The following is a 23,596-nucleotide window of genomic DNA, read 5'->3' as shown; positions in this document are numbered from 1 at the left end:
GCCAGATATTTAAATATTATTAGACTTATTTACTTAATTTATTCGGATTATCGGGATGTTCTTTTTGAAATTGCTGAGCCTGTTCGGTCTCATTTTTCAGCCATTTCTGAAAAGGAATTTTTTCATTTTCAAACTCAAGTGCAAAAATACTTTTACCGTTTTCTGAAACTAGAAATTTAAAATCCGATATTCCTGCTTCCGTTTTTCTATAATCATACGTATTTACCTGATAGAATGGAAAGTTTTCTTTTGGCCTTTCTACAATTTCAAAAAATAACTTCTTTTCGTTATCAGAGAGTTTTGTGTAATGATTTACATAATAGATTTCTGAAAGCTTTTTATTTTGTTCATTGAAAAACTGAAGAATTGTCTTCTCTTTTTCATTATAATTAAATGGGTTTGGAAAATATTTCCCCCCAACTTCTACTACATTTTCGGATTTTGAAATGGGCGTTGCAATTTCCCCTTTGAAATTCATGACTCCCCAAGTCTCGCCAATTATTGCTTTGTGCTCATCTTCTGTTTTTTCCCAATCACAACCATCACAAAAAGCAGTGTAGCCATACTTGAAAGGCGATGCAAAATCATGAGTCGGTTCAATAACAACTGTTCCATTTCTGTCTGCAAAACCCACTTTTCCATTTTTAACAAACCTCCTTACACCTTCGGAAAAATAATCTGCTCCGTTGTCGTAAAAGAAAGGCCTATAAAGGAAATTACCTTTTTTATCATAGACATATCCCCATGCATTTTTTTCTTCTGCCTCTCCTTTTTTAAAACCATCAAAATAAATAGTTTCACCTTCAACTACTTCTCCATTTTCAAGGTTTGAGAAAATTTTAAATTGTGCAGGAACAATAATGTCACCTTTCTGATTTTTAACTCCAACCAAAGAGTCTTTTGAAATAAAATATTTTAAAACCTCTTTCTTCTGGGAAAAAGAAAGGATGGGTATCATGGAAATGAGTAAAAGGGTTCTTTTCATGTTGAATATTAAAATAAAAAATGCAGCCCAAAAAGACTGCATATATTTTATACTTTAAGATCAGCCTCCAGTCCTATCAAGTCTTTATTTTTATCCAGAATCGGCTGTACTTCATTGTTGATGAACTCCTCTGTCTGAATTGGTGCGAAACCGATAAAGTTTTTAGGATCTAAAACTTCTTTTAATTTTGATTTATCTAGTTTTAAAGAATCATCGTTTAAGATTCTTTCAATAAGGTCATTTTCTTTTCCTTCCTCTTTCACCTTTTTGGAAGCTTCCATAGAATGAACTCTGATTACCTCGTGGATTTCCTGACGGTCACCACCGGCTTTTACTTCTTCCATGATGATGTATTCTGTCGCCATGAAAGGAAGTTCCTCCATAATGTGCTTGTTGATTCTGTTTGGATAAACAACAATTCCGTTCATGATGTTATTCCAGATCAATAGAATAGCATCTACCGCTAAAAACGCCTGAGGAATTGTTAATCTCTTGTTTGCAGAGTCATCCAATGTTCTTTCAAACCATTGTGTAGAAGCTACCATTGCAGAACTTGTCGTCAGTGACATCACATATTTTGCCAATGCTCCGATTCTTTCACTTCTCATTGGGTTACGTTTGTAAGCCATTGCTGATGAACCGATCTGGTTTTTCTCGAACGGCTCTTCAATTTCTTTAAGGTTTTGAAGAAGACGTAAATCGTTGGTGAATTTATGAGCAGATTGGGCAATATTTCCTAGTAAGGCCACCACTTTAGCATCAATTTTTCTGTCATAAGTCTGACCAGAAACACCGAATACTTTTTCAAAACCGAATCTTTTTGAAAGTTCTTTATCTAAGTGTTTTACTTTAGAATAATCACCGTTGAAAAGCTCAAGGAAGCTGGCAGCAGTTCCTGTAGTTCCTTTTACTCCTCTGAAACGAAGAGTTTCCAGGAAGAAATCCAGCTCTTCAATATCAAGAACCAAACTCTGTAACCAAAGTGTTGCTCTTTTACCAACAGTCGTCAGCTGAGCTGGTTGGAAATGAGTAAATCCTAAGGTAGGAAGATCTTTATACTGAATAGAGAAATCTACTAAGTTTTTCATTACGTTAACCAGCTTTTTCTTCAAGATCAAAAGCCCGTCACGGATCTGAATAAGGTCTGTATTGTCTCCTACAAAAGCCGAAGTAGCCCCCAAATGGATAATTCCCTTTGCTGAAGGCGCCACATCACCATAGGTGTGAACATGAGCCATTACATCATGACGGAATTTTTTTTCATACTCAGCTGCTTTATCGTAATCGATATTTTCAGCATTAGCTTTCAGCTCAGCAATCTGCCCGTCTGTAATATCTAGACCTAAGTCTTTTTCAATTTCAGCCAAAGCTATCCAAAGCTTTCTCCAGGTACGGAATTTGTTATTATGTGAGAAATTAAACAACATTTCTTCACTGGAATAGCGCTCTTCCAATGGATTTTTGTAGGAATTCATTCTTTCTTTTACTTTTTAGATGTACAAAAATACGGATTTTCAGTGAGAGATGAAAATTGTCGATGCTGTTTTAAATTTTAGTCAAAGTTGGTCATTTATTCGTGTTTTTAAATAAGCTAAAATCTGTTTTTACAGTTTATTTTACAAAAATGATTTTAATTTTTCAACAAAAGGTGATTTTATCCAATTTATTTTCTAATTTAGTAAAACGTACAACTTAAAATTTACAGAATAAAATAACAAATCTAAAATCAACTTATTATGAAAAATCTAAAAAAACTATCAAAAAGTAATTTAAAAATGATTTCGGGCGGATGGGTTCCTCCACCGGGTGGATACTGCCCTGCAGGAGCTTGCCAATATACAGAAAATGGACCATGCAGAATTTACGACCCTGAGAAATGTTATTAAAAAATCTGATCTGAAACATTTCATACAAATGCAGATCAAGTTCTAACAATATTATAGAAAAAGCCGTTCTTCTGAACGGCTTTATTTTTTCTTAATATAAAGAACCATGTTACCCTATGCAAGTCCACATTCTGTTCCTACCGGGATACATTTTTTCACGAATGAACACCAGAAATAACCTGGCAAGCACATAGGAATACCTCCCTGAACTGTTTTCAATTCTTGTTTTGTAAGTTTTTTTAGATTTTTCATAATACTATTTTTTGTTTTTTTCCTACTTTATCAGCTTTTCGGATTTTGCTATAATTTGGCTATACTAATATACATTTTTTAGCTGAAAGTATAATTCAATCTTTATTATTTATCCTTTTAAAAATTATCAAAGAATATTTTTAATTAAAACAAACCAAAACCTACCAGCATTTCACAAAAAAAAGCCACTCTTTACGAGCAGCTTTTGTGTATTAAAAATTAGATTTACTGATAAATCACAACATTATCTTTTTTAAGCTGATATCCTTTTTTCTTAAAAGGAACTAAAATATAAGCTTCTTTAATATAGCTTCCACTTTTCCACTTTTTGCTTTTTCCTTCTCTCTCAAGGATAATGCTTTTTGCATTTTCATACGGAATGAAAACTTCAGCTTTTTTCATATCCTTACTAAAAATAACAGCTGTCATTGAAGTGTAACTTTTATCTGAGTTCACTTCTTTTAATTTAATTTTCTGTTCGAAAACCCTCACACAATCATTTTTGATTTGTGAATATGTATAGCCTGCAGAGCCTTTACAGCCATGAACATCTTTATCACCTCCTAGAACAGGCAATTTTTGTTGGGCAAAGGCTAAAAAACCAAGGAACATTGCGCACAATAAAATAGTTTTTCTCATATTAGAATATTAATGGTTAAGTTTTTTATACAATAACAATAGTAACAAGGTATTAGTTAATCTAAGATACAAAAAACCGCTCATTTTGAAAGGTTTACAAATAGATTATTTAAGTTATGTGTTTCCTAGATATTATATCACCAGAGTTGTTCCCATCATATTATACAATTCTCTAGGCCCTAGTAGAAAATACGTGTTCATAGAATTACACTCTTTATGCAACTAAAAAAAGAGAATGTCTTAATGGACAGCCTCAATTATACTTTATAAATCTGGATTTACTGATAAATCACAACATTGTCTTTTTTAAGCTGATATCCGTTCTTTTTGAAAGGAACTAATACATAGCCATCTTTTTTCCATATTTTACCTCTTCCCGCTCTTGTAAGAATCAGGCTTTCTCCATCTGTATCCGGAACAAAAACTTCAGCTTTTTTCAAATCTTTACTGAAAATCACGGCAGCCATTGAAGTAGAGCTTCCTTTAGGAGCAACTTCCGTTAATTTAATCTTCTGCTCAAAAACCCTTACACAATCTTTTTTAATCTGGGAATAGGTATATCCTGCAGACCCGATACATCCGTGGGCATCTCTGTCACCACCTTTGATCTGTGCGAAAGCAAAAGAACCCAGAAACATTGCGCTAAGTAAAATCGTTTTTTTCATAATTATTATCTTAAAGTTACAACTGTGCTATTAAAAATCATGCCAAAAGGAAAAGCCACTCAAAAGAATGGCTTGGGCTATTATTATTTAGTCCAGTTGATTTTTGAATGTTTCACATCATCAGAATTGGTTCCTATCATGATATCAAATTCTCCCGGCTCCCAGTCAAATTTCAATTCTCCATTGTAGAATTTTAAGCTTTCCGGTGTAATATCGAAAGTTACTTTTTTAGATTCTCCTTTTTTTAGGAAAATTTTCTGGAATCCTTTCAGTTCTTTTACCGGTCTGGTAATACTTCCTACCATATCTCTGATATACAGCTGCACCACTTCAGCCCCGTCATAATTTCCGGAATTAGTAACCGTTACTGAAGCCTGAATTGTCTGATTTCCTTTTGGATTCGGGTTTGAAACTGACATATCGGAATAGCTGAATTTAGAATAACTCAGACCATAACCGAACGGATATAAGGGTGTATTACATTCATCCATATAATTAGAACGGAATCTTTCATATACACATTTATCAACTTTATCCTGGCTCAACGGACGCCCAGTATTTTTTGCATTATAATAAATTGGAACCTGTCCTAAGCTTCTTGGGAAGGTCATCGGAAGTTTTCCTGAAGGATTTACTTTTCCAAATAAAACGTCCGAAATAGCATTTCCTGCTTCTGAGCCTGCAAACCATGCATTCAGGATAGTATCAGGCGTATCTTTTACATTGGTTAAAGCTAAAGGACGTCCTGTGTAAAGTACCATCGCGATCGGTTTTCCGGTCTTTTTCAGTTCATTCAATAAATCAACCTGAGACTGAGGAATGGTGATTTCCGTTCTTGATGAAGATTCACCGCTCATTTCCGCAGATTCTCCAATTGCCAGAACGATAACATCTGCTTTGTTTGCTATATCAACAGCTTCTTTTAACAATTGTTCTTTGGAACGGCTGTCTCTGTCTGTTTTTTTACCGTGAGCCGCATAAATATCTTCTAATTTTGCATCGTAATCAATGTTGGCACCTTTTGCAGAAAGGAATTTCACTTCTTTCCCATAATTAGCCTGAAGACCCTGCATTAATGAAACTGAAGCTGCATGCTTTGTAGCAACGCTCCATGTTCCGGCCATGTTCAGAGAGTTATTTACCAACGGACCGATTACGGCTACTGTACCTGATTTTTTCAGTGGCAATACATTATTCTCATTTTTTAATAAAACCATAGACTGGGCTGCTGCACTTCTTGCTATATTACGGTTTTCCATATTGTAAACCTCTTTTGCAGCCAGTTTTGCATCACCGTAACGGTAAGGATCGTCGAATAATCCAAGATCGTATTTTGCTTCAAGAATTCTTCTTGCGGCCATATCGATCTCGGCTTGTGTAACTTTCCCTTCATCCAGGGATTTTTTAAGGGTCGTTAGAAATCCTTCTCCTACCATATCCATATCTATTCCAGCCTTCAGGGCTAGAGCAGATACCTGCTGAAGATCTCCCATTCCGTGTTCTGTCATTTCATTGATCCCGGTATAATCGGTCACTACAAAACCTTTGAAATTCCACATTTTTCTGAGCACCTCGGTTTGCAGCCACCTATTTCCGGTTGCCGGAACTCCGTCCACCTCATTGAAAGAAGCCATTACAGAAGCTACTCCTGCATCTACTGCTGCTTTATATGGCGGAAAATATTCGTTGAACATTCTCACATGGCTCATATCTACCGTATTATAATCACGCCCGGCCTCGCCTGCTCCATATAACGCGAAATGCTTTACACAGGCTAAAATGGTGTTACCTACAGAAAGATCTTTCCCTTGATACCCATAGACCATATTTTTAGAAACTTCACTGCCTAAATAAGGATCTTCTCCGGAACCTTCAGAAACCCTTCCCCATCTCGGTTCACGGGAAATATCCACCATCGGCGAAAAGGTCCAGTTTATCCCATCAGATGAAGCTTCTTTCGCAGCAACTCTTGCAGATTGCTGTACCAGATTCATATCCCAGGAAGCAGCGAGGCCCAACGGAATAGGGAAAGTGGTTTCATAGCCATGAATGACATCCATTCCGAAGATCAAAGGAATTTTCAGACGGCTTTTTTCTATAGCGACCTTCTGAACTGCTTTAATTTTATCAGCTCCTTTTATATTAAATAATCCTCCTACTAATCCCTGCTCTACTTTTTTTCCGATATCTGAACTTTGAGCCTGCCCTGTCGTAAAATCTCCGGAGGTAGGCAGATTGAGCTGGCCAATCTTTTCATCTAAAGTCATTTTAGACAAAAGATTTTCTACGAAAGCTTTTCTTTTTGCCTGATATTGGGCTGTCTGATAAGACTGGACCGGCTTGGTAACCATTTCCTGTGCAGAAAACACGGGAGAAAGCGCTAAGGCTGCAAGTACAATTAACTTTTTCATAAATCTATCTTCTTAAATTATAGTTCTAATTTTATTGTTTACTGGGGTTTTTATTTTGTTGGATAACGCAAAGGCGCTGTTTCTCTAAGCTTTATATTTTAAGACGCAAAGATCCAATCTCTATTCTCCTTTTTTCTTAGACAACATCCATTCGTACAGTTTTGGATCCGAATAGGTAGAGTCCCAGGAATTGTGGTTATCATTCGGGAAGATAACCAATTCTGCCGAAGGGTTTACAGGATGTAAACTCTGGTAAAAATTAAGTGCATTTTCAGGCAGAACAATATCATCCATTCCGCCATGAAAAATTTTCATATTCAGATCTTTGTACTGATTGATATTAGCATACATGATCCTATCTGTAGGTGCGCAGACAGACACTACTGCTGCAAACATTTCAGGGTGTTCCATTGCCAATTTCAATGTTCCCCAACCTCCCATTGAGAGCCCTGTGAGATAAATTCTTGAGGCATCAATTTTATATTTTTTCTGAATTTCCTTGATCAGATTATAAATTGTCACTGTATCCCACCATGAATCTGCAGGACATTGTGGCGCTAAAATAGCTACGGGTTCCTTGATCAGGTTTTTGTAAGTAAACGGACTGTGAGCCTTGACTGCTTCGAGATTATTACCTCTTTCTCCTGAACCATGAAGAAATACAATCAACGGGACATTTCCTTTTACCTTTTGGGGATAATCGAGAATATAAGATATCTTCTCTGTTCTTTTAATTTCTTTATTGAGTTCTGCTTTTATTTCCTGGGCATTCACCTGTAGTGAAAATGGCAGGATTAAAAGCGGAAGGTGTTTCAGTTTTAATTTCATATTGTTATTCGATTTTGGCTAATTATTTAAACGAATGAAGTTTTCTCGATTGAATATAATTTACTATTGAATAAAAATAGCATTTAAAAATCAGATTATTTGATTCCGTACTTCTCAGACTGGAAACTTAGTTTTTTAAGGCCCTGCTGAATTTCGGGTGCATTCATAAATAATTTCCAAAGGAATCCTGTTCTGTAGTTTTCAATCATAGGCGCTATTGTCCCCTGATCTATTGCTAGGTATCTTGGGGTAAACCAGTTGTTGTAATTCACTGAAGTTGCATCATAGGGTCCTGCTGACCCAATAAATTCTGGTTTCTGAGTATATAGAAATTTCAGAAAGCTCATAGATTCTTTTGGGGTGTAGGGAAAGCTGCTCAGGGCTGCGGTAGGTGTTATCACGCCATTGTCATTGGTTGGCATATGAGCAGTGTATCCTGTACTTCCGTCTTCATTTCTTGTGTATCCGGCTGTTAGTCCCCAATAGTTTGGTCCATAACCTTTCCACTGTTTTGGGTTTTCAACGCAGTATTTATAGTCGATAAGGACTTGATTTTTGTTTAAGTCAAAATAATTTTTCACCAGTTTATCAGAAAGCCCGGTAGGATCCAAACCGATGTAGGAATATTGTGACCAGAAAAGCGGTCCGCCATATTCTTCGGCATAGTTATGTTTTACGTACAGAGAAAGTCCATATTTTGTTTTATCTGTAAGGTAAGTTCCGTTTCTCGTCCAGCCTTTGTAATACGTTTCGGCATCGATAGGATGTGTCGGTGATGAAGCGGCTAAGATGTACGTGATAAGGCATTCGTTATACCCTTCCAGAGGAAAATTCATTTCCCACTGATATTCCGGTGACCAGTGCCAATAAAGGACTTTTTCACCTCCTTTTGTATACCAGTTCCATTGAATTCCTTTCCAAAGCTCATCACATTTTGAGGCAAGGGCTTTTTCTTCTGCATTTCCGCTTTTAAAGTATTCGCGTACCATCAGAATTCCTGAGGTAAGAAATGCGGTTTCAACCAGATCTCCCCCGTTATCCTTTTTCCCGAAAGGAACAGTTCTTCCTGTTTCTCCGTTGATCCAGTGAGGCCAGGCACCTTTATGACGGTCTGCTTTGGCAAGGAAATCCATCATATGGGTCAGCCTTTTTACAGCTTCCTGCCTTGGAATAAATCCTCTTTCCACTCCCACCAGAAGTGTTGCCAATCCAAATCCTGAGCCGCCCGTTGTCACTACATGTTTGTCATTATCCGGATAGATATTGTCTTCGTGGTAGCGCTCTCTTCCCAGCATGGATTTTGGCTCAGCATAATCCCAAAAATATTTCAGGGCATCTTTCTGAACTCTGTCCATGAGCTGTTCATCGGTGATGCTACTTTTCACAGCTTCATTTTGAGTAGTTTCCTGTTTCGGAGCATTGGAGTTTTTGCAGGAATATGCAAAAAATAAAGAGGTTACAGCAATTGATAATACGGTCCTTTTCATGAAATCTTTTTTAGCTGGTTTTACTAAAAGAAGAGGAGAACTTTCATTCTCCTCTAAAGTTTTATTATTTATTTAATATCCTGGATTTTGCGTCAAAACCCCATTGCTCTGTCCTATTTCTATAAAAGGAATCGGGAAAAGCTCATTCTTTCCAGTCTTGAATCCATAAGGAGCCAGCACTGTAGCAGCCTGTCCTGTTCTCACAAGGTCTACAAAACGATCGCCTTCCATAGCAAGTTCAACTCTTCTTTCATGCCAGATCGCTGTTCTCAAAGCAGATTGAGAAGATGCTGTGGTATTTGGCAACTGGGCTCTTGTTCTTACTTTATTAAGATTTGTAATTGCTGTTGCAGTATTTCCCAATTCATTTGCAGCTTCTGCATTGATTAACAAGACTTCAGCAAAGCGTAAAACTCTGATATTTTGGACAGACCCATCGTCACAAGCTGTATTTTGCTGACTTTTAGGCACATAAGCTTTTTGATTATACGTATTAACGGACGTTGGATTGGCATTAATAAGGTCACCTTCCGGTGTAATTTCGCCGTTTCTCAGAATCGTCAATTCTTTACGAATATCACCAGGCTCAAAAGCATTCTCCAGTGCTTGTGAAGGAGTAAAAAAGCCCCACCCGAACTGATCCTTTGCTCCTTGTACCTGTGAATACTGGCTTCCTTTGTACTGTCCTGTACAAGCGCAGTCAATTTCGAAAACTGATTCCGAACCAAATTCACCAGCCACTCTAAACAAATGGTTGAAATCAGGATCTAATGAATATCCCATTGCAATTACCTGGCTGGAAGCATCATAAGCTTTCTGCCAGTCTTTTTTATACAAATAAACTTTTGATAACATTCCTAAGGCAGCACCTTTGGTTGCTCTACCTAAATTTGCGGCATCATATGATTGTGGCAAAGCCTGTGAAGCTGCCGTTAAATCAGAAATTATAAAATTATAAACTTCATCTGATGTATTTCTAGGAATATTATAGTTTTCCTGAAGACCATCAAAAATTGGAACGCCTCCGTATATTCTTACCAAGTTAAAATAAAAATAAGCACGTAAAAATTTAGCTTCGGCTAAAAGTCTATCTTTTAAAGCAGTATTCATTTCAATAGCCGGAACTTTTGAAATCATCTGGTTACAGCGGGCTATTGCCTGCCACTGCCCACCCCAGTATCCTTTAACACCATCATCACTAGCAGTATAAGTAAACTGATCATACGCATTAATGAAAGAGGCATCTCCTGGGTTTGAGCCTTTTAATACATCATCAGCCGGCACTCCAAAAAGATATTGATATGGAAACGCTGAATTATCCCAGCTTCTTAAAAAATTATAAATTGCATTGGTAGCCTGTATGGCATCACTTTCTGTTTTAAAGAATTCTGAAGCATCAGTTCTCCCTTCAACAGGTATATCTAGATAATCACTCTTGCAGCTTAAAACTGCAGAAAGCATGAATATGGAAAATATGATTTTTTTCATGATAAAATTAAATTAAAAAGTTACATTAACCCCAACCGTATATATTGCAGATATAGGATAAATATTATTGTCTATACCCATCTGTACTCTATCTGTATTCAAGATTTCCGGTGAGAAACCATGATACTTAAAGCTTGTCCAGGGGTTTTGAGCACTTGCATAAAAACGTAACTTCTGGATTGCAGTCCCTAAAACATCTTTTGGAAGGTTATACCCTATCTGAATATTTCTGATTCTGAAAAAGCTTCCGTTTTCTACATAAAAACTGCTTGGAACAATAACTCCCTGGTCATTGGTGGTCATGGCATATGTATTTGAAGTACCTTCTCCATGCCATCTGTTATTGTAGAAATCTAGATCCCAGCTTTCATTCCCAAATCTCTGTTCTCTGTTATAGTTATAAATTTTGTTTCCGGATACTCCCTGGAAATCCATTGCCAGATCAAAATCATAGATAGTCACATTAAATCCAAATCCATAAGTAAATTTCGGAATCGGACTTCCTAAAAATGTTTTATCATTAGCATCTATCACACCGTTTCCATCTCTGTCTTCAAACATAAAACCTCCCACAGTTTTTTTCACAGACGAATAAGTAGGAGCTGCAGCTACCTGCGCATCGTTTTGGAATACTCCGATTACATTATACCCATAGTATGAACCTACAGCCTGTCCTTTTTCAAGTCTTATGATAGGATTACCAAATAAGCTTACCCCAGGCTGGTTATATGAATCTGCATATACACTTGTAATTTTGTTATCCAGGGTAGTAATATTACCAAAAACACTGAACTTAATATGGTCGTTCACTTTTGCATCATAACTAACAGAGCCTTCAAATCCTTTATTGTTGAAAGAATAGGCATTTGTTACAAAATTATTAGCATTACTAGCCCCAGATGTCGCTGGTTGGTTAATACCATAAACTACATCTTTAGAATCTTTATCAAAATAAGTGGCCTCAATTTTTAATTTGTTATTAAGTAAAGCCATTTCAAGCCCTAAGTCCCGACCGGTAGTCGTTTCCCATGTAATAGTTGGGTCTACAATTCTAGTAATTGTCTGTGCAGGATTACCAACACCACCAAAATAAGCTCCACCTGTAAGAATACTAGTAAGATTATCATAATCTCTCGAAACTTCCGGATTACCAAGTTTACCCCAGCTTGCTCTTAACTTCAATAAATTAAATACATTCTGATTACTCATAAATCCTTCTTTCGAGATCACCCAGCCTATACTTACTGCTGGAAATACTTTATATCTGTCATCAGAAGAGAACCCTGTTGCCCCATCTCTACGAACCGAAGCATTTAAAAGATATTTACCTGCGTAATCATAATTAAGTCTTCCAAATGTCGATTCAATCCTTTTTTTATAAGGAGTAACAGCACGTGGATCATCTGGTGGGCTTATAGTAGTTCCATAAATTTCATTTCCTGTAGAAATATCAAGACTACTATCTTTACCATTAAATAAAATATCCCGAGCTTCTAAATAGTTTTCACGATAATAATTTTGGGTACGTGAAAAACCTGCCAGCAATTCAATATTATGAAGACCTAGTTTTTTCTTCCAAGACAATGTGTTATCCCACACATAATCTCTGTTTCTGGAATCTCTTGTTACCAAAAGAGACCTGTTTGGTAAAGGAATATAGGTTGCAGTAGGAGTAAATTCATACTTACTGGTATTTGTATTATCAGAAGTATAGCTCACTCTCAATGTAAAGTCTTTAAGAAACTTATACTCAGCCCAAATATTATTCAGCATACGTTGCTGCCTGGTTTTTGAGCGGAATAAATCAAGCATTGCTCTAGGGTTTGTTACACTTACCAAAGTAATATAGTCATAATTATTGGTAGTAGGATCAATCGAATAGAAAACAGGTGGAGCATTATATGCTGTCAGTAAAGGGTTGTTTGCATTATTATTATGAATGTCAGCCCAGGTAAAGTTATCTCCGATCGTTAAATTATCAGTAATCTTATAAGAAAGATTAATTCTAGTATTTAATCTTCCAAAATCATTTCCCGAGTTTATACCGCGTCCTGCTTCTAAAGTTCCCTCATCTTTTAAGTAGCCTAAACTTAAAAAATAATTCAATTTACCTAGATTACCTGAAGCAGAAATATCAGATGAGCTGATAATTCCTTGTGACAACACTTCATCGAACCAGTTTGTATCTGCTGGAAATTGAGATCTTGATATAATTTTTGTAGGATCGAATGTCTGTCCACCTACACGTATATCATTCATATACTTTTCATTATATAACTCAACGTATTGGTCTCCATTAACCATTTTCGGAACGTTGGTTACCTTTTTAACTCCAAGATATGAGTTGAAATTAAAGGTGGGCTTTTTACCCTTACCCGTTTTTGTTTTAATAATGACTGCTCCATTAGATGCCTTAGCCCCGAAGATAGCTAAACTGGATGGATCTTTCAGGATGCTCATTGATTCTATATCCTGTGGATTCAGGAATGAAATATCATCCGTAATCATTCCATCTACAATAAATACCGTTTTCCCGGTTATGGATCCAATACCTCGAATATCTACTCTTGGTGATGCGCCAGGTGCACCGGAGTTAAGAATCTGAACACCAGACACTTTACCTTGGATAGAACTGATGGGATTTGAGTTAGGCCTGTCTGATATGTCCTTAGCACTAATTGTAGCAATGCTTCCGGTCACATTTTCTTTTTTCTGAGAGCCATATCCTATCAAAACCACTTCCTCGATCTTCTGCTCTTTGAGAGTGTCTTTCGGTGTAGTCTGCGCATTGACGTTCATACCGAAGTATAAAACCGCAATGAGGCATGAATACTTTAAATCACGTTGTTTCATATAGTTCAATTTTATTCGTACAATCAATTTTAAAACATGTCCTTCTTGGTGGAGTTATTTAAATTCTCAAAAAAAGACATTACTCAAAAATAGAAAAAAAATCGAACATTGTTAACATATCATAAAAATTTAAAAAAAACAGGAAAATATTAAACAAAAAATCAAATAAACCAAATAAGGACAACTAAACTTTATTATAACTATCAATTTATAGCAAAATACCCAATCGGAAATCTTTTATTTTCAGCAACAAATCCCCCAAATCGGTAATAAGAATTTAATATTTTGTTAATACGGTTATAGTGTTTACCTTTGGCGCAATATTTGGAAAAATAAGAAAAAAGAACAATGAAAAAATATATTATAGCAGCAGCGCTGTTAATTGGAACAGGAACATTAATTTTCACGAGTGTTCAATCCTGCACAACAGTGGCTACTTCCGACCTTGGGTTATCTATTATTAAAAGGGTTTTACTGAACGGTATAGATAAAGGGATGGGAATTTACAGCAACAAGGAAGCTTTCCTTCAAAACAATATGGTAGATAAGGCTCTCCCAAAGGAGCTTAGAGACATCAACTCTACCCTTGAAAAAATTGCTCCTTCCCTGGTAGCTAAGGAAAGAGATTTTATTGCACAGGCAGCAGCATATACTGTTAACATATCAAAACCTATTCTGCAAGGGGCTGTAAACAGTTTAAATGCACAGGATGTTACGAGAATCATCCAGGGTACAACAGCAACACAGATCTTAAAAGAGAAAACCTCTCAACAGCTAGTGGCTGCCATCGCTCCCAAAGTGGATGAGAAACTGAATGAATATGGAATTGCAAAAACAATTAATACCGCTCTTTCAGGAAATAATCTTCTAGGAAGCCTACTTGGCGGAAGCAGCAATGTAAATACTGGTGGATTAAGCAGACTTGCATCTGAACAGCTGGTAAACGGACTGTTCAATATCATCGAAGATTACGAGCACCAGAACTCAAAAGCACTGCTTGGACCGCTTGGAAAATAGAAAAATTTTCGCTATATTTATATATAATTTAACAACTGCAGATGGACATATTACAAGGAAATCAACACGCAAGCCCTCAGGATTTTTATAATTCCCTGAAGGAAAAACTGGAAGGTCACCATGACTTCCCTGAAGATTATTTATTTAAATTTATCATTCCCACAGATCAGGCAAAGCTTACTGAAATTTATAAAGTTTTTGACGGTATTAAGTTTACATTGGGAAACCGAGAAAGCAAAAACGGAAAATATACTGCATGCAATATCAACGCATTCGTTCTGGATGCAGATCAGGTGGTGAATATTTATAAAGATGTCGCTAAAATAGAAGGCGTCATTCTATTGTAAAAAAAGAAAAAGTCAGCTTTCGCTGACTTTTTTATTTGTACTATTTTTCAATAAAGAACTTTACATTTTCAATAGGTCTTCCCAGCATGGCAACAGATCCTTTGATTAATATAGGTCTCTGTATCAGGGAAGGATTCTCAGACAGGATCTTGATCCACTCTTCCTCAGAATAATTTTTATCAGCATAATTTTCCATATACAGCTTATCTGTTTTACGGATCATATGAAATACACTCTGATTCAGCTTTTTCAGTACCGTTTTGATCTCTAAGATGCTCAACGGATCTTCCATGATGTTGATGATCTCAAAAGATACACCGTTTTCATCAAGATACTCGAGTACAGCATTTGATTTAGAGCAGCTTTCGTTATGTAAAACCTTAACCATCATAATGTTACTATTTAAAATTGAACTTTCCCCTTAAAGTTAGGAAGAATAAATGGGGAGCTTCTCTTAAATTCTGATAAAAATTTGTTAAAACAATCCGTTCAGCTCTGCTTCAATCTTTTCAAGGATAAATCCGAAATCTTCGGGCTTTTCTACAAAATCCAGGTCATCCACTTCAATTACCAGAAGTTTTCCTTCGGTATAATCGGAGATCCATTTTTCGTATTTCTGATTGAGTTTTGACAGGTATTCAATACTGATCGATGCTTCGTATTCCCTTCCTCTTTTGTAAATCTTTTTTACAAGATTCGGAACGTCGGACTTAAGGTAAATTAACAGGTCCGGAGCGGAAACGAAAGACTTCATCAGACCGAAAACAGATACATAGTTATTGAAATCCCTGTCTGAAAGAAGTTTCATATCATTCAGGTTTTCAGCAAAAATGTGCGCATCTTCATAGATCGTACGGTCCTGGATAATGTTTTTACCGCTTTCTCTGATCTCTTTTACCTGACGGAATCTGCTTCCCAAAAAGTAGATCTGAAGTGCAAAACTCCACTTGCTCATATCCGCATAAAAATCTTCGAGGTAAGGGTTATGGTCTACATCTTCAAACTGTGCATCCCATCCGTAATGCTTGGCAAGCATCGTGGTCAAAGTTGTTTTACCGGCACCAATATTTCCTGTAACTGCAATATGCATTCTCCTTAGTATTTTTTATTTAATCCTGACTAAACACCTGCAGCCTGAACATCAAAAGCATCTTCCATCAGCTTCTGTAGAGTATTATCCGGAGCCTTTTCCTCAGATTCTTTCTTCTTCTCCCCGTCAGCTTTCTTCACGTCTTCCCCCACAGGTGGCTCTGGGGCTGGCGGTGCAGTTTCCTGCTTAATTTCGGGCTCTGTCTGCTGTTTAGTTTCTTTTATTTTTTCAAGGTTGTAAAGATAGAGTTTGTTCGCTTTGATTTCAAAATAAGAAAGGATGTTTTTATCCACAATTTGCGCCTCTTTATCTTCAAAAATTTTAACCATTCCTTTTTCGGGGTCATACTTCAGAATCGAATTGTCCGCGACCACTAAAATAACATCGTTCTCCCGTCTGAATCTTTTCCCGTTTTCAAGCGGAGCTTCAAAGAGTTTTTCAAATTTCAGCGAATATATCCTGATATGTTTTCTGGTCAAAATATAGACTTTGTTTTCAAATACAAGGAGATCCATCATATCATCAAAACTGATATCAAAAGGATAAGAATTAATGGTTGTATCGTTCCTGAAATTGTACTGGATCAGTCGTTTCGTACTGTCATCCAGAAGCCACAGCTGCTGGAGATCTTCTGCATAGGCCATTTTTATAAATCCGAATTTCTGTCTGAAATCAATCTTCTGGATCTCATTCATATTCTGATCTACAAATTTCATTTCCTGGGCATTTTCTGAAAATAATGCCAGGCTCAGCGGATTCTGCACAGACTGTACTTTATACGGGACCGTCAGCATCATTTTTCCCAGCTGCTTTCCTAGAGAATCATATTTGGTAAAACTGAAATCTTTGTTTTTATAGATATAGAGATTGCCGTAATCGTCCGCCAGCATGTCTTTAGCCTCCTTCAGTTTCAATGTATCCAAAGGAAGGGACTTCTGTGCATGTACTGTACAGAAAAGCAAGATAAATATGATGTAAAGTAATCTCAAAATCTATTTTGGTAAAGATAACTTTCCTATGCGGAACGTCGGCAATTTACACACTTTTATTTAAATTTAAAAAATGAATTATTGAATAGTAACCCATCCATTTTTAGCCTATCTTTTAGTGAAAAACAGCGCTCCTGAGGAACGCTGTTTTTTATAGATTAATCTTAATTCGGATTATTTAATCTGAACTTCGTAGATCTTCGGCCAGTTTTTACCTGTTACCAGCATATTATCCCCTTTGAAAGCAATACCGTTCAAAACATCATCACTTCCTTTGGTATTCTGCTTGGCAATATCTGTAAAGTCAAATGTACCTACTACCTCTCCCGTTGCAGGATTGATCTTTAATACGAATGGTTTCTGCCATACATTAGCATAGATAAATCCGTTATGGTATTCCAGCTCGTTCAGCTGATCATAGATTTGCGAGCTTCCTGCCACCGCAACATATTTGATTAATTTTGAAGGGTCATTAACGTCAAGGAAGTATAAAAGCTTGCTTCCGTCTGATGCGATCAGGCTTTTTCCGTCATAGGTAAGTCCCCAGCCTTCGCCCAAAACATTCGGGTAAGCAAATTCTGAAAGGAGCTTTAAAGAGCTTTTATCATAGATATAGCCTTTTTTGCTTTGCCACGTCAGCTGATATACCTTATCGCCTACGATCGTGCTTCCTTCAGAGAAATCTTCCTGAGCCTGCTTTGTAGAAGCCAGCGGAGTTGTAGTTCCCAATGTATATTTCAGGATTTGTGAAGAACCGTTCTGCCCGTCACTTTCATAGATCGTATTTCCTTCAATCTGGAAACCCTGCACAAAATTCTTTGGATCATGTGGATATTCAGCTATGATCTGATAAGCGATACTTTTTTCAGGATTTTTTGCAAATACATTGATGGTTGCATCCTGATTAAGGGTTTTTCCACCTTTTGTTTTGATATTAAAAGTAACGGCATTATCACCTAATGTAAAGAATTTAGGATCAACAGTTAAGCTTGAAGTTTCTTTGTCACCAAAGCTGATGCTGATACTTTCTGCATTTTCCGTCACTTCTTTAGGAAGCTCAAGTTTATCACCGAAATGATATCCTTTTTCTACCATTGAATTATTATACTCATTCAGAGTGTTCAGTATCTTTTCATCCTTATTACAAGACGCCAACATCAAAACCACCGCCAAACCTACTATTATATTCTTTTTCATTGAATTTCTAAATATTTCCCCAAAAATAGCAAATTTTATTCCGTATTGCCAATATTATCAGCAGACTGAACGAATTGTAATATATAACCGCTGTTTCTATACACTGCCAACTCCCTCCAATCCTAATTAAAAGTCTGATATCAAAGAAGTTTTACTTTGTTTTAATATCTTCCAGGGCATAGCGTTGTGAATGTTGTCATTGTTTCAGTGATTCAAAAGTACCTTTGTTAATTTTCATATTAATGGAAAGCCAAAGCTCATTATCGATGCTGACTTCGCTCATGACATCCAGATCAATTTCAAACCCTACTTTCTTATAGCATTCAATGGCTCCGGTATTCCAGTCGTACACGTTCAGTTCAGCTTTTTCTCTATTCAAGTAGCTGAAGCCATATTTCAGCAGTTCCTGTACAATTTTCTTTCCATAGCCTTTTCCCCGGTTGTTTTCATCCCATATCAGTATTCTTCCAAGCAGGAAAGTATGGTCTTTCAAAAAGATTTGAGCATGGCCAATCACACTGTGTTCTGATTTGTCAAAAACCCTGAACATGAATCGGTTTTCGTTTTCCAGATCACTTTCCAGCTGTTCTTCAGTCAGGGGAAAATGATAGGCAGGACCAGCAAACTGGAGGAGTGCTCTCTTATCTTTTATTTTAGAAATCAATTCAGGGGCATCTTCTGTTTTAAAAAATTGCAGCTCGACCATATCTTTTTATTTTTCCAGGTATTCTTTCATACTCTTTCCAATAATTCCGTTCCAGCCTTCAGTAAAACTTTTCCTTGAAAAGTTTTCACCCAAACCATTGAAACCTTCAATATGATCATGAGTCAATGTTATCAACGTTCCAATGTCTTCTTTCTGAAGGTCCCACGTTACAGTAGTTACGGCATCTGACAGTTCAGGATATGACCACGTATGTTTTAATTTTTTTTCAGGAATTATTTCCAAAATCTGGCATTGGTGATGATATTCTTTTGCTTCACCGGGCTCATAGAAATTAAATTCTTTTCCTGTTTCCAGGATAAAATCCTGGATATCAAAATACCAGAATTTCATTTCTTTTTTATCAGTCAATGCTTTCCAGACTTTTTCTGCCGGAGCATTTATTTTGTACTGAACAGTGATTGGTGTATTCATCGCATCAGGTTTAATTGTTTAACTGTGGGAGAATCCGGTAATCTTTGCTTCATCAAAATCAAGCTGCATTTCAATGGTTCTCATGACGTGGTCATCAAATATTTTCTCCTTTTTCATTCTGTGTAGCTCATTTCTCTGGGCCTGAATGATCTGGCGGAGCACATCTTTATTTTCATTGATAGCATTGACGTAATCTCCTGTAGAAGCCATACATTGGGCTTTATCTGCCATTAGCATCATTTCGGTTTCCAGCTTATGTTTCTGGTGACGTACCAACGTGTTTTTTTCTGCCAGCTCGGAAAAATCATTTTCCATTTTGTGCAGTGCAGTTTCTTTAAGTTTACGCATAAGGATCACTTCCTGCTTTTCTTCAGGGAGCTCACTTCCCGCATCATCTATTTTTAACCATTTTAAGATAGGGGTCAAAAGAAGTCCCTGCCCTACCAATGTGATCAATATAATAACGAAAGTTACGAATAAAATAATATTACGGTGCGGAAAAGCTTCTCCGTTTGGTAAGAAAGCAGGAATTGAAAGCGCTGCAGCCAGAGAAACCACTCCTCTCATGGCAGCAAAACTGATGATAAAAGGTTCCCGCCAGTCCGGTTTGGGAACTTTTAACCTTAATTCTTTTGAACAGAGCCTTGGGAAATACATGACAGCATAACTATACAATATTCTGGTAAAAATGATAGCTCCACCAATTACAACGCTGTAGAAAATGCCCTCTGAAATTGTGTAATCTTTCATAGCGGCAACAACTACCGGAAGCTCAAGGCCGATAAGGATAAAAATGATGGTATTCATCAGAAATATGAGTACACTCCAGACATTTCCTGACTGTATTCTTGAGGTATGGCTTAAATAGCAATGTGAATTATACGACATCAAAAGACCTCCGGCAACGACGGCCAATACACCTGAAAAATGGAAGTGCTCTGCTCCTACATACATGATGTACGGAACGATCAGTGTAATCACTGTATCAATATTGGAGTTGGAAGGAATGATCCTTAATAACGCTCCGAACAGAAGCCCTGTGGCTATTCCCACGGCCACTCCACCTACCGCCATCAGAAAGAAATCCTGAATAGCATCCCTCCATATAAACTGACCAGAAATCACGGCTGCCAAGGCAAATTTAAATACAATTAAACTGGAGGCATCATTGATAAGACTTTCGCCTTCCAGAATACTGGTAATCTTTTTAGGGATCTTCATATGCTTCAGTACAGATGTGGCTGCTACTGCATCAGGCGGAGAATTCACCCCTCCAAGCAGGAAACCCATGGCAACAGTAAGTCCCGGAATAATAGAAGATGAAAGATAAGCTACTACAACTGAGGTTAAAAATACAAGCCCGAAAGCCATCGAAAAGATCTGTTTCCGCCATTTGTGAAAATCCTGCCACGAAGTAAACCAGGCGGCTTCAAAAAGAATCGGGGGAAGGAAGATCAGGAATACAAGATCCGGCTCTATTTCAATATGCGGCATCCCAGGGATCAGGCTGATCAGAAGACCGGCAATAACCAGGAAGATGGGATAAGCTACTTTCAGCTTTTGCCCTATCATCACCAATATCATTACAGATAAGAGGACTGCAATGGATATGATAACATAATTGTGAATCATTTTGAATAGTTTTTTTAAGTTGTTTTTTGAGTTTGGTTAAGCTTAAGGCGCTAACTTTCAGATAAACTGAACCTTTTTTGTTGGTTATCGCAAGGGCGCGAAGGTTTTTAAATATTGAATTGTTTTTAAGGCAAGAAAATTAAAGATTTTCAGCTATGCTTTTTACTTTTTTATACTTTGCTTTTTTGTCTTTTTAAAACCTATAAGGTTGGATTTTTATTAAATTGGAACCGAACTTTTGGTTTTAAAGTACAATATTGTTTTTTGGAGTAATAGCCGGCGGAAGATCAGATTCATCCAGCATATCTCTCATATCAATCTCTATAGTACGGCTGATCTGGGTGATCGGCACATCGTTCGGGCTTCCTTCAAAAGGGTTTACGGAGGCTTCACCTACACTGTCCAATGTATGGAAACACCAGGTTACCATCAGTGAAAACGGAATATTGAACCATATCGTCCAGCCTTCCAAAACAGTTCCTTCACCTAGTTTATCCAGTTCTTTCAGTAATCCAAATGGGACAAAAAGAATGAACAGAAGCAAAAGATATGTTGTAATGGATGAGAAGTTTCTTGGATAAGGAAAATTCTTGATCCTTTCTGCTTTTCCCTGGTCATCTGTAAATTTTATCAGCTGCTGGTTGATCTGTGTCCATTGAAAATCGTTGATATCTCCTCTGGTATAAGCTTCGGATAATTCTTTGCTTTGACTGGCCATCAGCTGTGTTGCTCTGTTTTTTTTGCTTAAAATGTATTGAAGCTCAGTTTCAGAAAGATATTTTTTCAGCTCATCGTCCAACTGACTGAGCCTTTCCGGAATATCATATTTTTCAGCATATTCATCATACTGTGCTGTTCCCATATTTTCCCAGGCTCTGGGTTCCCTTAACTGAAAACGAAGTGCTGTAAGCCATGCATAATGACGGTGAAACATTTCTTTTACTTTTTTAGGATCTCTTGCAGAAAGGGAATCTCTCAAAATATAACCAAAACTACGGCTGTCATTAATGATAGCACCGTAAATCTGTCTGGCTTCCCAAAGTCTGCTATAGCTGGCATTATTTTTAAAACCCACAATAAAAGCTACTGCCGTACCCAAAATAGCGATTGGCTGCCAGGGAACGGAAACGAATTTCCAGCCTAAAAAGTATAATACCGTAGGTATTGCCGACAATATCGTTAGAACATAGATACTTCGTCTTGTCCAGGTAGCGAACTCAAGCGCCCCAAATCTTTTCCCTGAATGCATATGTGTTTATTTGTTTTGATCTGTTGATTCTATTTTTCTAAACTAACAGTTTTTTTTCTTCATCAAGGCATCCGGCACGGACTGTCAGTATTAATTTTTATTAAAAGGAATATTATTATAAAAACCGATTTGGATTTGTCCGCGGTTTCTGTTTTCCTGGATCTGGTTCATATAACCGGCTTCTATCCGCATGTTTTTATTGATAACATATCCTAAAGCTCCATATACTCTGTTTCTGTCGAAAACCGGACTGTCAAAATGCAGAAAGATCTCATTATATACTGACGCATACAGGGATTTCGGAAGCATTTCTTTTTGGGTAATTGGTATATTCAGTCCAATCATATAACGAAATCTCATTCTAAAATCATCCTGCAGAAAACGCTCTTCCAACCGGTATCTGTGCTGCAGATTAAAGCGTCCGAACTTCTGTTTTGTAATGAACTGCTGGAAAATCCTGTGTTCAATATTCTCTTTTTTCTCTCCATTCACATAAGGCTGACTTAGAATAAAGCCGTACCCCAGTAAAATATTGTTGTTATTTTCTGTAAGATCATATCCAATTCCCGTACGGATCAACAGCTGTTCAAGATCTCCTACCGCATCAAAATTCCGGTACTGGACTTCGTTGTGCCAGTTCAGTTTCTTGCTGATCTTATTATTTCCAAAATACATGTACCATGCTCCCAAATCATTTTTCTGTGCAACTGCCGTTATTGACCCCAGACTTAATACTGTAAATATCAGCTTCGTAAAGATCTTTTTCATGTTATCTAATTACTATTATCTATCGTACACAACAAAATTAATAATTTAAATCAATAATAACAAACAATATTGAGTGGGAATTTAACTGATTATTTTCAATTAAAAATATTTCAAATTAATGAGTATAGTTCTTAATTAGCCGGAATCTGCTCTATCAGAATCTCATTGCCTTCTGTATCAAAATAAGTACAGGTCATGGCATTAAGATCCATTTTCCAGCCTTTTATTCCGTTCTCTGCACAGTCGATGCAGAATGTGGGATAATCTGTTCCTCCTTGCTGATGAAGCTTTAATCTTGTTTGAAAGCGTTCAAGACCCAGATGTTCTGAAACAGTAAGGTCGTCATACTTCTTTCCGGTTTGTGCTGTCTCGTTATCTGTATCATAATACTGGGTATTCCCATCAGTAACGTCAACAGTGTACTTTGAAACACCAAGGTTTTTTATAGCCTTGATATATTTGGGGAAATCCGCGCCGCTTTTTACTTTCTGATGTTCTGCTTTGATCTGCTCAATTGTAAATTTCATTTGTGTTATTTTTATGTGTTTTTAATGGTTCATATTTCAGCTTCCTGCACTTTATCAAAAGTATGCTTTTTCAAAATGTAATTATATTATAAAATAAAACCGGCAGATATCTCAGCCGGTTAGTTTAACTATATTTCGTATACAAAAT

General features: G+C 36.9%; 23 protein-coding genes. 3 read left to right on the top strand and 20 right to left on the bottom strand.

Going from position 1 to position 23,596, the window contains the following annotated elements:
• Positions 1 to 25: 25 nt before the first annotated feature.
• Both ACMGDK_RS00215 and purB read right to left on the bottom strand, forming a co-directional pair.
• Positions 26 to 985: a WG repeat-containing protein gene (locus tag ACMGDK_RS00215; RefSeq protein WP_436806061.1), complete on the bottom strand. Its 960-nt coding sequence runs from the start codon at positions 983 to 985 to the stop codon at positions 26 to 28.
• Positions 986 to 1,032: 47 nt separating this feature from the next.
• The gene (gene purB, locus ACMGDK_RS00210; RefSeq protein ID WP_436806060.1) at positions 1,033 to 2,460 is read right to left on the bottom strand and encodes an adenylosuccinate lyase; all 1,428 of its coding nucleotides are present in this window, start codon (positions 2,458 to 2,460) and stop codon (positions 1,033 to 1,035) included.
• 261 nt (positions 2,461 to 2,721) lie between these two features.
• On the opposite strand from purB, the gene ACMGDK_RS00205 reads away from it, so the two are divergent.
• Positions 2,722 to 2,871: a bacteriocin-like protein gene (locus ACMGDK_RS00205; protein WP_436806059.1), complete on the top strand. Its 150-nt coding sequence runs from the start codon at positions 2,722 to 2,724 to the stop codon at positions 2,869 to 2,871.
• A 114-nt stretch (positions 2,872 to 2,985) separates the two neighbouring features.
• Here ACMGDK_RS00205 and ACMGDK_RS00200 read toward each other — a convergent pair whose 3' ends face one another.
• The 8 genes from ACMGDK_RS00200 to ACMGDK_RS00165 all read right to left on the bottom strand — a co-directional run bounded on the left by ACMGDK_RS00200 (position 2,986) and on the right by ACMGDK_RS00165 (position 13,494).
• A complete protein-coding gene (locus ACMGDK_RS00200; RefSeq protein WP_436806058.1) occupies positions 2,986 to 3,123 on the bottom strand; it encodes a bacteriocin-like protein in 138 nt (45 codons plus the stop codon).
• A 225-nt stretch (positions 3,124 to 3,348) separates the two neighbouring features.
• Entirely contained in the window at positions 3,349 to 3,762 is a 414-nt protein-coding gene (locus ACMGDK_RS00195) for a hypothetical protein (RefSeq protein WP_436806057.1), read from the bottom strand.
• 278 nt (positions 3,763 to 4,040) lie between these two features.
• Positions 4,041 to 4,427: a hypothetical protein gene (locus ACMGDK_RS00190; RefSeq protein ID WP_436806056.1), complete on the bottom strand. Its 387-nt coding sequence runs from the start codon at positions 4,425 to 4,427 to the stop codon at positions 4,041 to 4,043.
• Positions 4,428 to 4,510: 83 nt separating this feature from the next.
• Entirely contained in the window at positions 4,511 to 6,838 is a 2,328-nt protein-coding gene (gene bglX, locus ACMGDK_RS00185; RefSeq protein ID WP_436806055.1) for a beta-glucosidase BglX, read from the bottom strand.
• Between the two features lie 120 nt (positions 6,839 to 6,958).
• Positions 6,959 to 7,666, bottom strand: coding sequence for a carboxylesterase family protein (locus ACMGDK_RS00180; protein ID WP_436806054.1), 708 nt, complete (start codon positions 7,664 to 7,666; stop codon positions 6,959 to 6,961).
• Between the two features lie 95 nt (positions 7,667 to 7,761).
• Positions 7,762 to 9,153: a glucoamylase family protein gene (locus ACMGDK_RS00175; RefSeq protein WP_436806053.1), complete on the bottom strand. Its 1,392-nt coding sequence runs from the start codon at positions 9,151 to 9,153 to the stop codon at positions 7,762 to 7,764.
• Positions 9,154 to 9,225: 72 nt separating this feature from the next.
• On the bottom strand, positions 9,226 to 10,641 hold the full coding sequence (locus tag ACMGDK_RS00170) for a RagB/SusD family nutrient uptake outer membrane protein (protein WP_436806052.1): 1,416 nt from the start codon (positions 10,639 to 10,641) through the stop codon (positions 9,226 to 9,228).
• 12 nt (positions 10,642 to 10,653) lie between these two features.
• Positions 10,654 to 13,494, bottom strand: a complete 2,841-nt coding sequence (locus ACMGDK_RS00165) for a SusC/RagA family TonB-linked outer membrane protein (RefSeq protein ID WP_436806051.1) — start codon at positions 13,492 to 13,494, stop codon at positions 10,654 to 10,656.
• Between the two features lie 348 nt (positions 13,495 to 13,842).
• Between ACMGDK_RS00165 and ACMGDK_RS00160 the strand changes: the two genes are divergently transcribed.
• Both ACMGDK_RS00160 and ACMGDK_RS00155 read left to right on the top strand, forming a co-directional pair.
• Positions 13,843 to 14,511, top strand: a complete 669-nt coding sequence (locus ACMGDK_RS00160; protein ID WP_436806050.1) for a DUF4197 family protein — start codon at positions 13,843 to 13,845, stop codon at positions 14,509 to 14,511.
• A 41-nt stretch (positions 14,512 to 14,552) separates the two neighbouring features.
• On the top strand, positions 14,553 to 14,858 hold the full coding sequence (locus ACMGDK_RS00155; protein WP_436806049.1) for a DUF493 family protein: 306 nt from the start codon (positions 14,553 to 14,555) through the stop codon (positions 14,856 to 14,858).
• Between the two features lie 40 nt (positions 14,859 to 14,898).
• Here the strand turns inward: ACMGDK_RS00155 and ACMGDK_RS00150 are convergent, their stop codons facing one another.
• From ACMGDK_RS00150 to ACMGDK_RS00105, 10 genes are all read right to left on the bottom strand, one after another.
• Positions 14,899 to 15,249, bottom strand: a complete 351-nt coding sequence (locus ACMGDK_RS00150) for an ArsC/Spx/MgsR family protein (RefSeq protein ID WP_436806048.1) — start codon at positions 15,247 to 15,249, stop codon at positions 14,899 to 14,901.
• An 84-nt stretch (positions 15,250 to 15,333) separates the two neighbouring features.
• Positions 15,334 to 15,948 carry a deoxynucleoside kinase gene (locus ACMGDK_RS00145; RefSeq protein ID WP_034705905.1) on the bottom strand — a complete coding sequence of 205 codons (615 nt, stop codon included), beginning with the start codon at positions 15,946 to 15,948 and terminating at the stop codon, positions 15,334 to 15,336.
• Between the two features lie 29 nt (positions 15,949 to 15,977).
• Entirely contained in the window at positions 15,978 to 16,937 is a 960-nt protein-coding gene (locus ACMGDK_RS00140) for a hypothetical protein (RefSeq protein ID WP_436806047.1), read from the bottom strand.
• A 174-nt stretch (positions 16,938 to 17,111) separates the two neighbouring features.
• A complete protein-coding gene (locus ACMGDK_RS00135; RefSeq protein ID WP_436806046.1) occupies positions 17,112 to 18,134 on the bottom strand; it encodes a glutaminyl-peptide cyclotransferase in 1,023 nt (340 codons plus the stop codon).
• Between the two features lie 196 nt (positions 18,135 to 18,330).
• Positions 18,331 to 18,840, bottom strand: coding sequence for a GNAT family N-acetyltransferase (locus tag ACMGDK_RS00130; RefSeq protein ID WP_436806045.1), 510 nt, complete (start codon positions 18,838 to 18,840; stop codon positions 18,331 to 18,333).
• Positions 18,841 to 18,846: 6 nt separating this feature from the next.
• Positions 18,847 to 19,272 (bottom strand): SRPBCC family protein, encoded by a 426-nt coding sequence (locus ACMGDK_RS00125; RefSeq protein WP_436806044.1) that lies wholly within the window; start codon positions 19,270 to 19,272, stop codon positions 18,847 to 18,849.
• 18 nt (positions 19,273 to 19,290) lie between these two features.
• Positions 19,291 to 20,904 carry a Na+/H+ antiporter gene (locus tag ACMGDK_RS00120; protein ID WP_436806043.1) on the bottom strand — a complete coding sequence of 538 codons (1,614 nt, stop codon included), beginning with the start codon at positions 20,902 to 20,904 and terminating at the stop codon, positions 19,291 to 19,293.
• Positions 20,905 to 21,148: 244 nt separating this feature from the next.
• Positions 21,149 to 22,153: a bestrophin family protein gene (locus ACMGDK_RS00115; RefSeq protein ID WP_436806042.1), complete on the bottom strand. Its 1,005-nt coding sequence runs from the start codon at positions 22,151 to 22,153 to the stop codon at positions 21,149 to 21,151.
• 90 nt (positions 22,154 to 22,243) lie between these two features.
• Entirely contained in the window at positions 22,244 to 22,921 is a 678-nt protein-coding gene (locus tag ACMGDK_RS00110) for a DUF2490 domain-containing protein (RefSeq protein WP_436806041.1), read from the bottom strand.
• Between the two features lie 131 nt (positions 22,922 to 23,052).
• The gene (locus ACMGDK_RS00105) at positions 23,053 to 23,448 is read right to left on the bottom strand and encodes a DUF1398 domain-containing protein (RefSeq protein ID WP_436806040.1); all 396 of its coding nucleotides are present in this window, start codon (positions 23,446 to 23,448) and stop codon (positions 23,053 to 23,055) included.
• Positions 23,449 to 23,596: the final 148 nt, after the last annotated feature.

The sequence above is a fragment of the Chryseobacterium hilariae genome, from assembly GCF_051400735.1.
Taxonomy (GTDB): Bacteria; Bacteroidota; Bacteroidia; order Flavobacteriales; family Weeksellaceae; genus Chryseobacterium.
The sequence above is the reverse complement of the archived record's forward strand: the minus strand, read 5'-3'. Positions and strand labels throughout refer to the sequence as shown.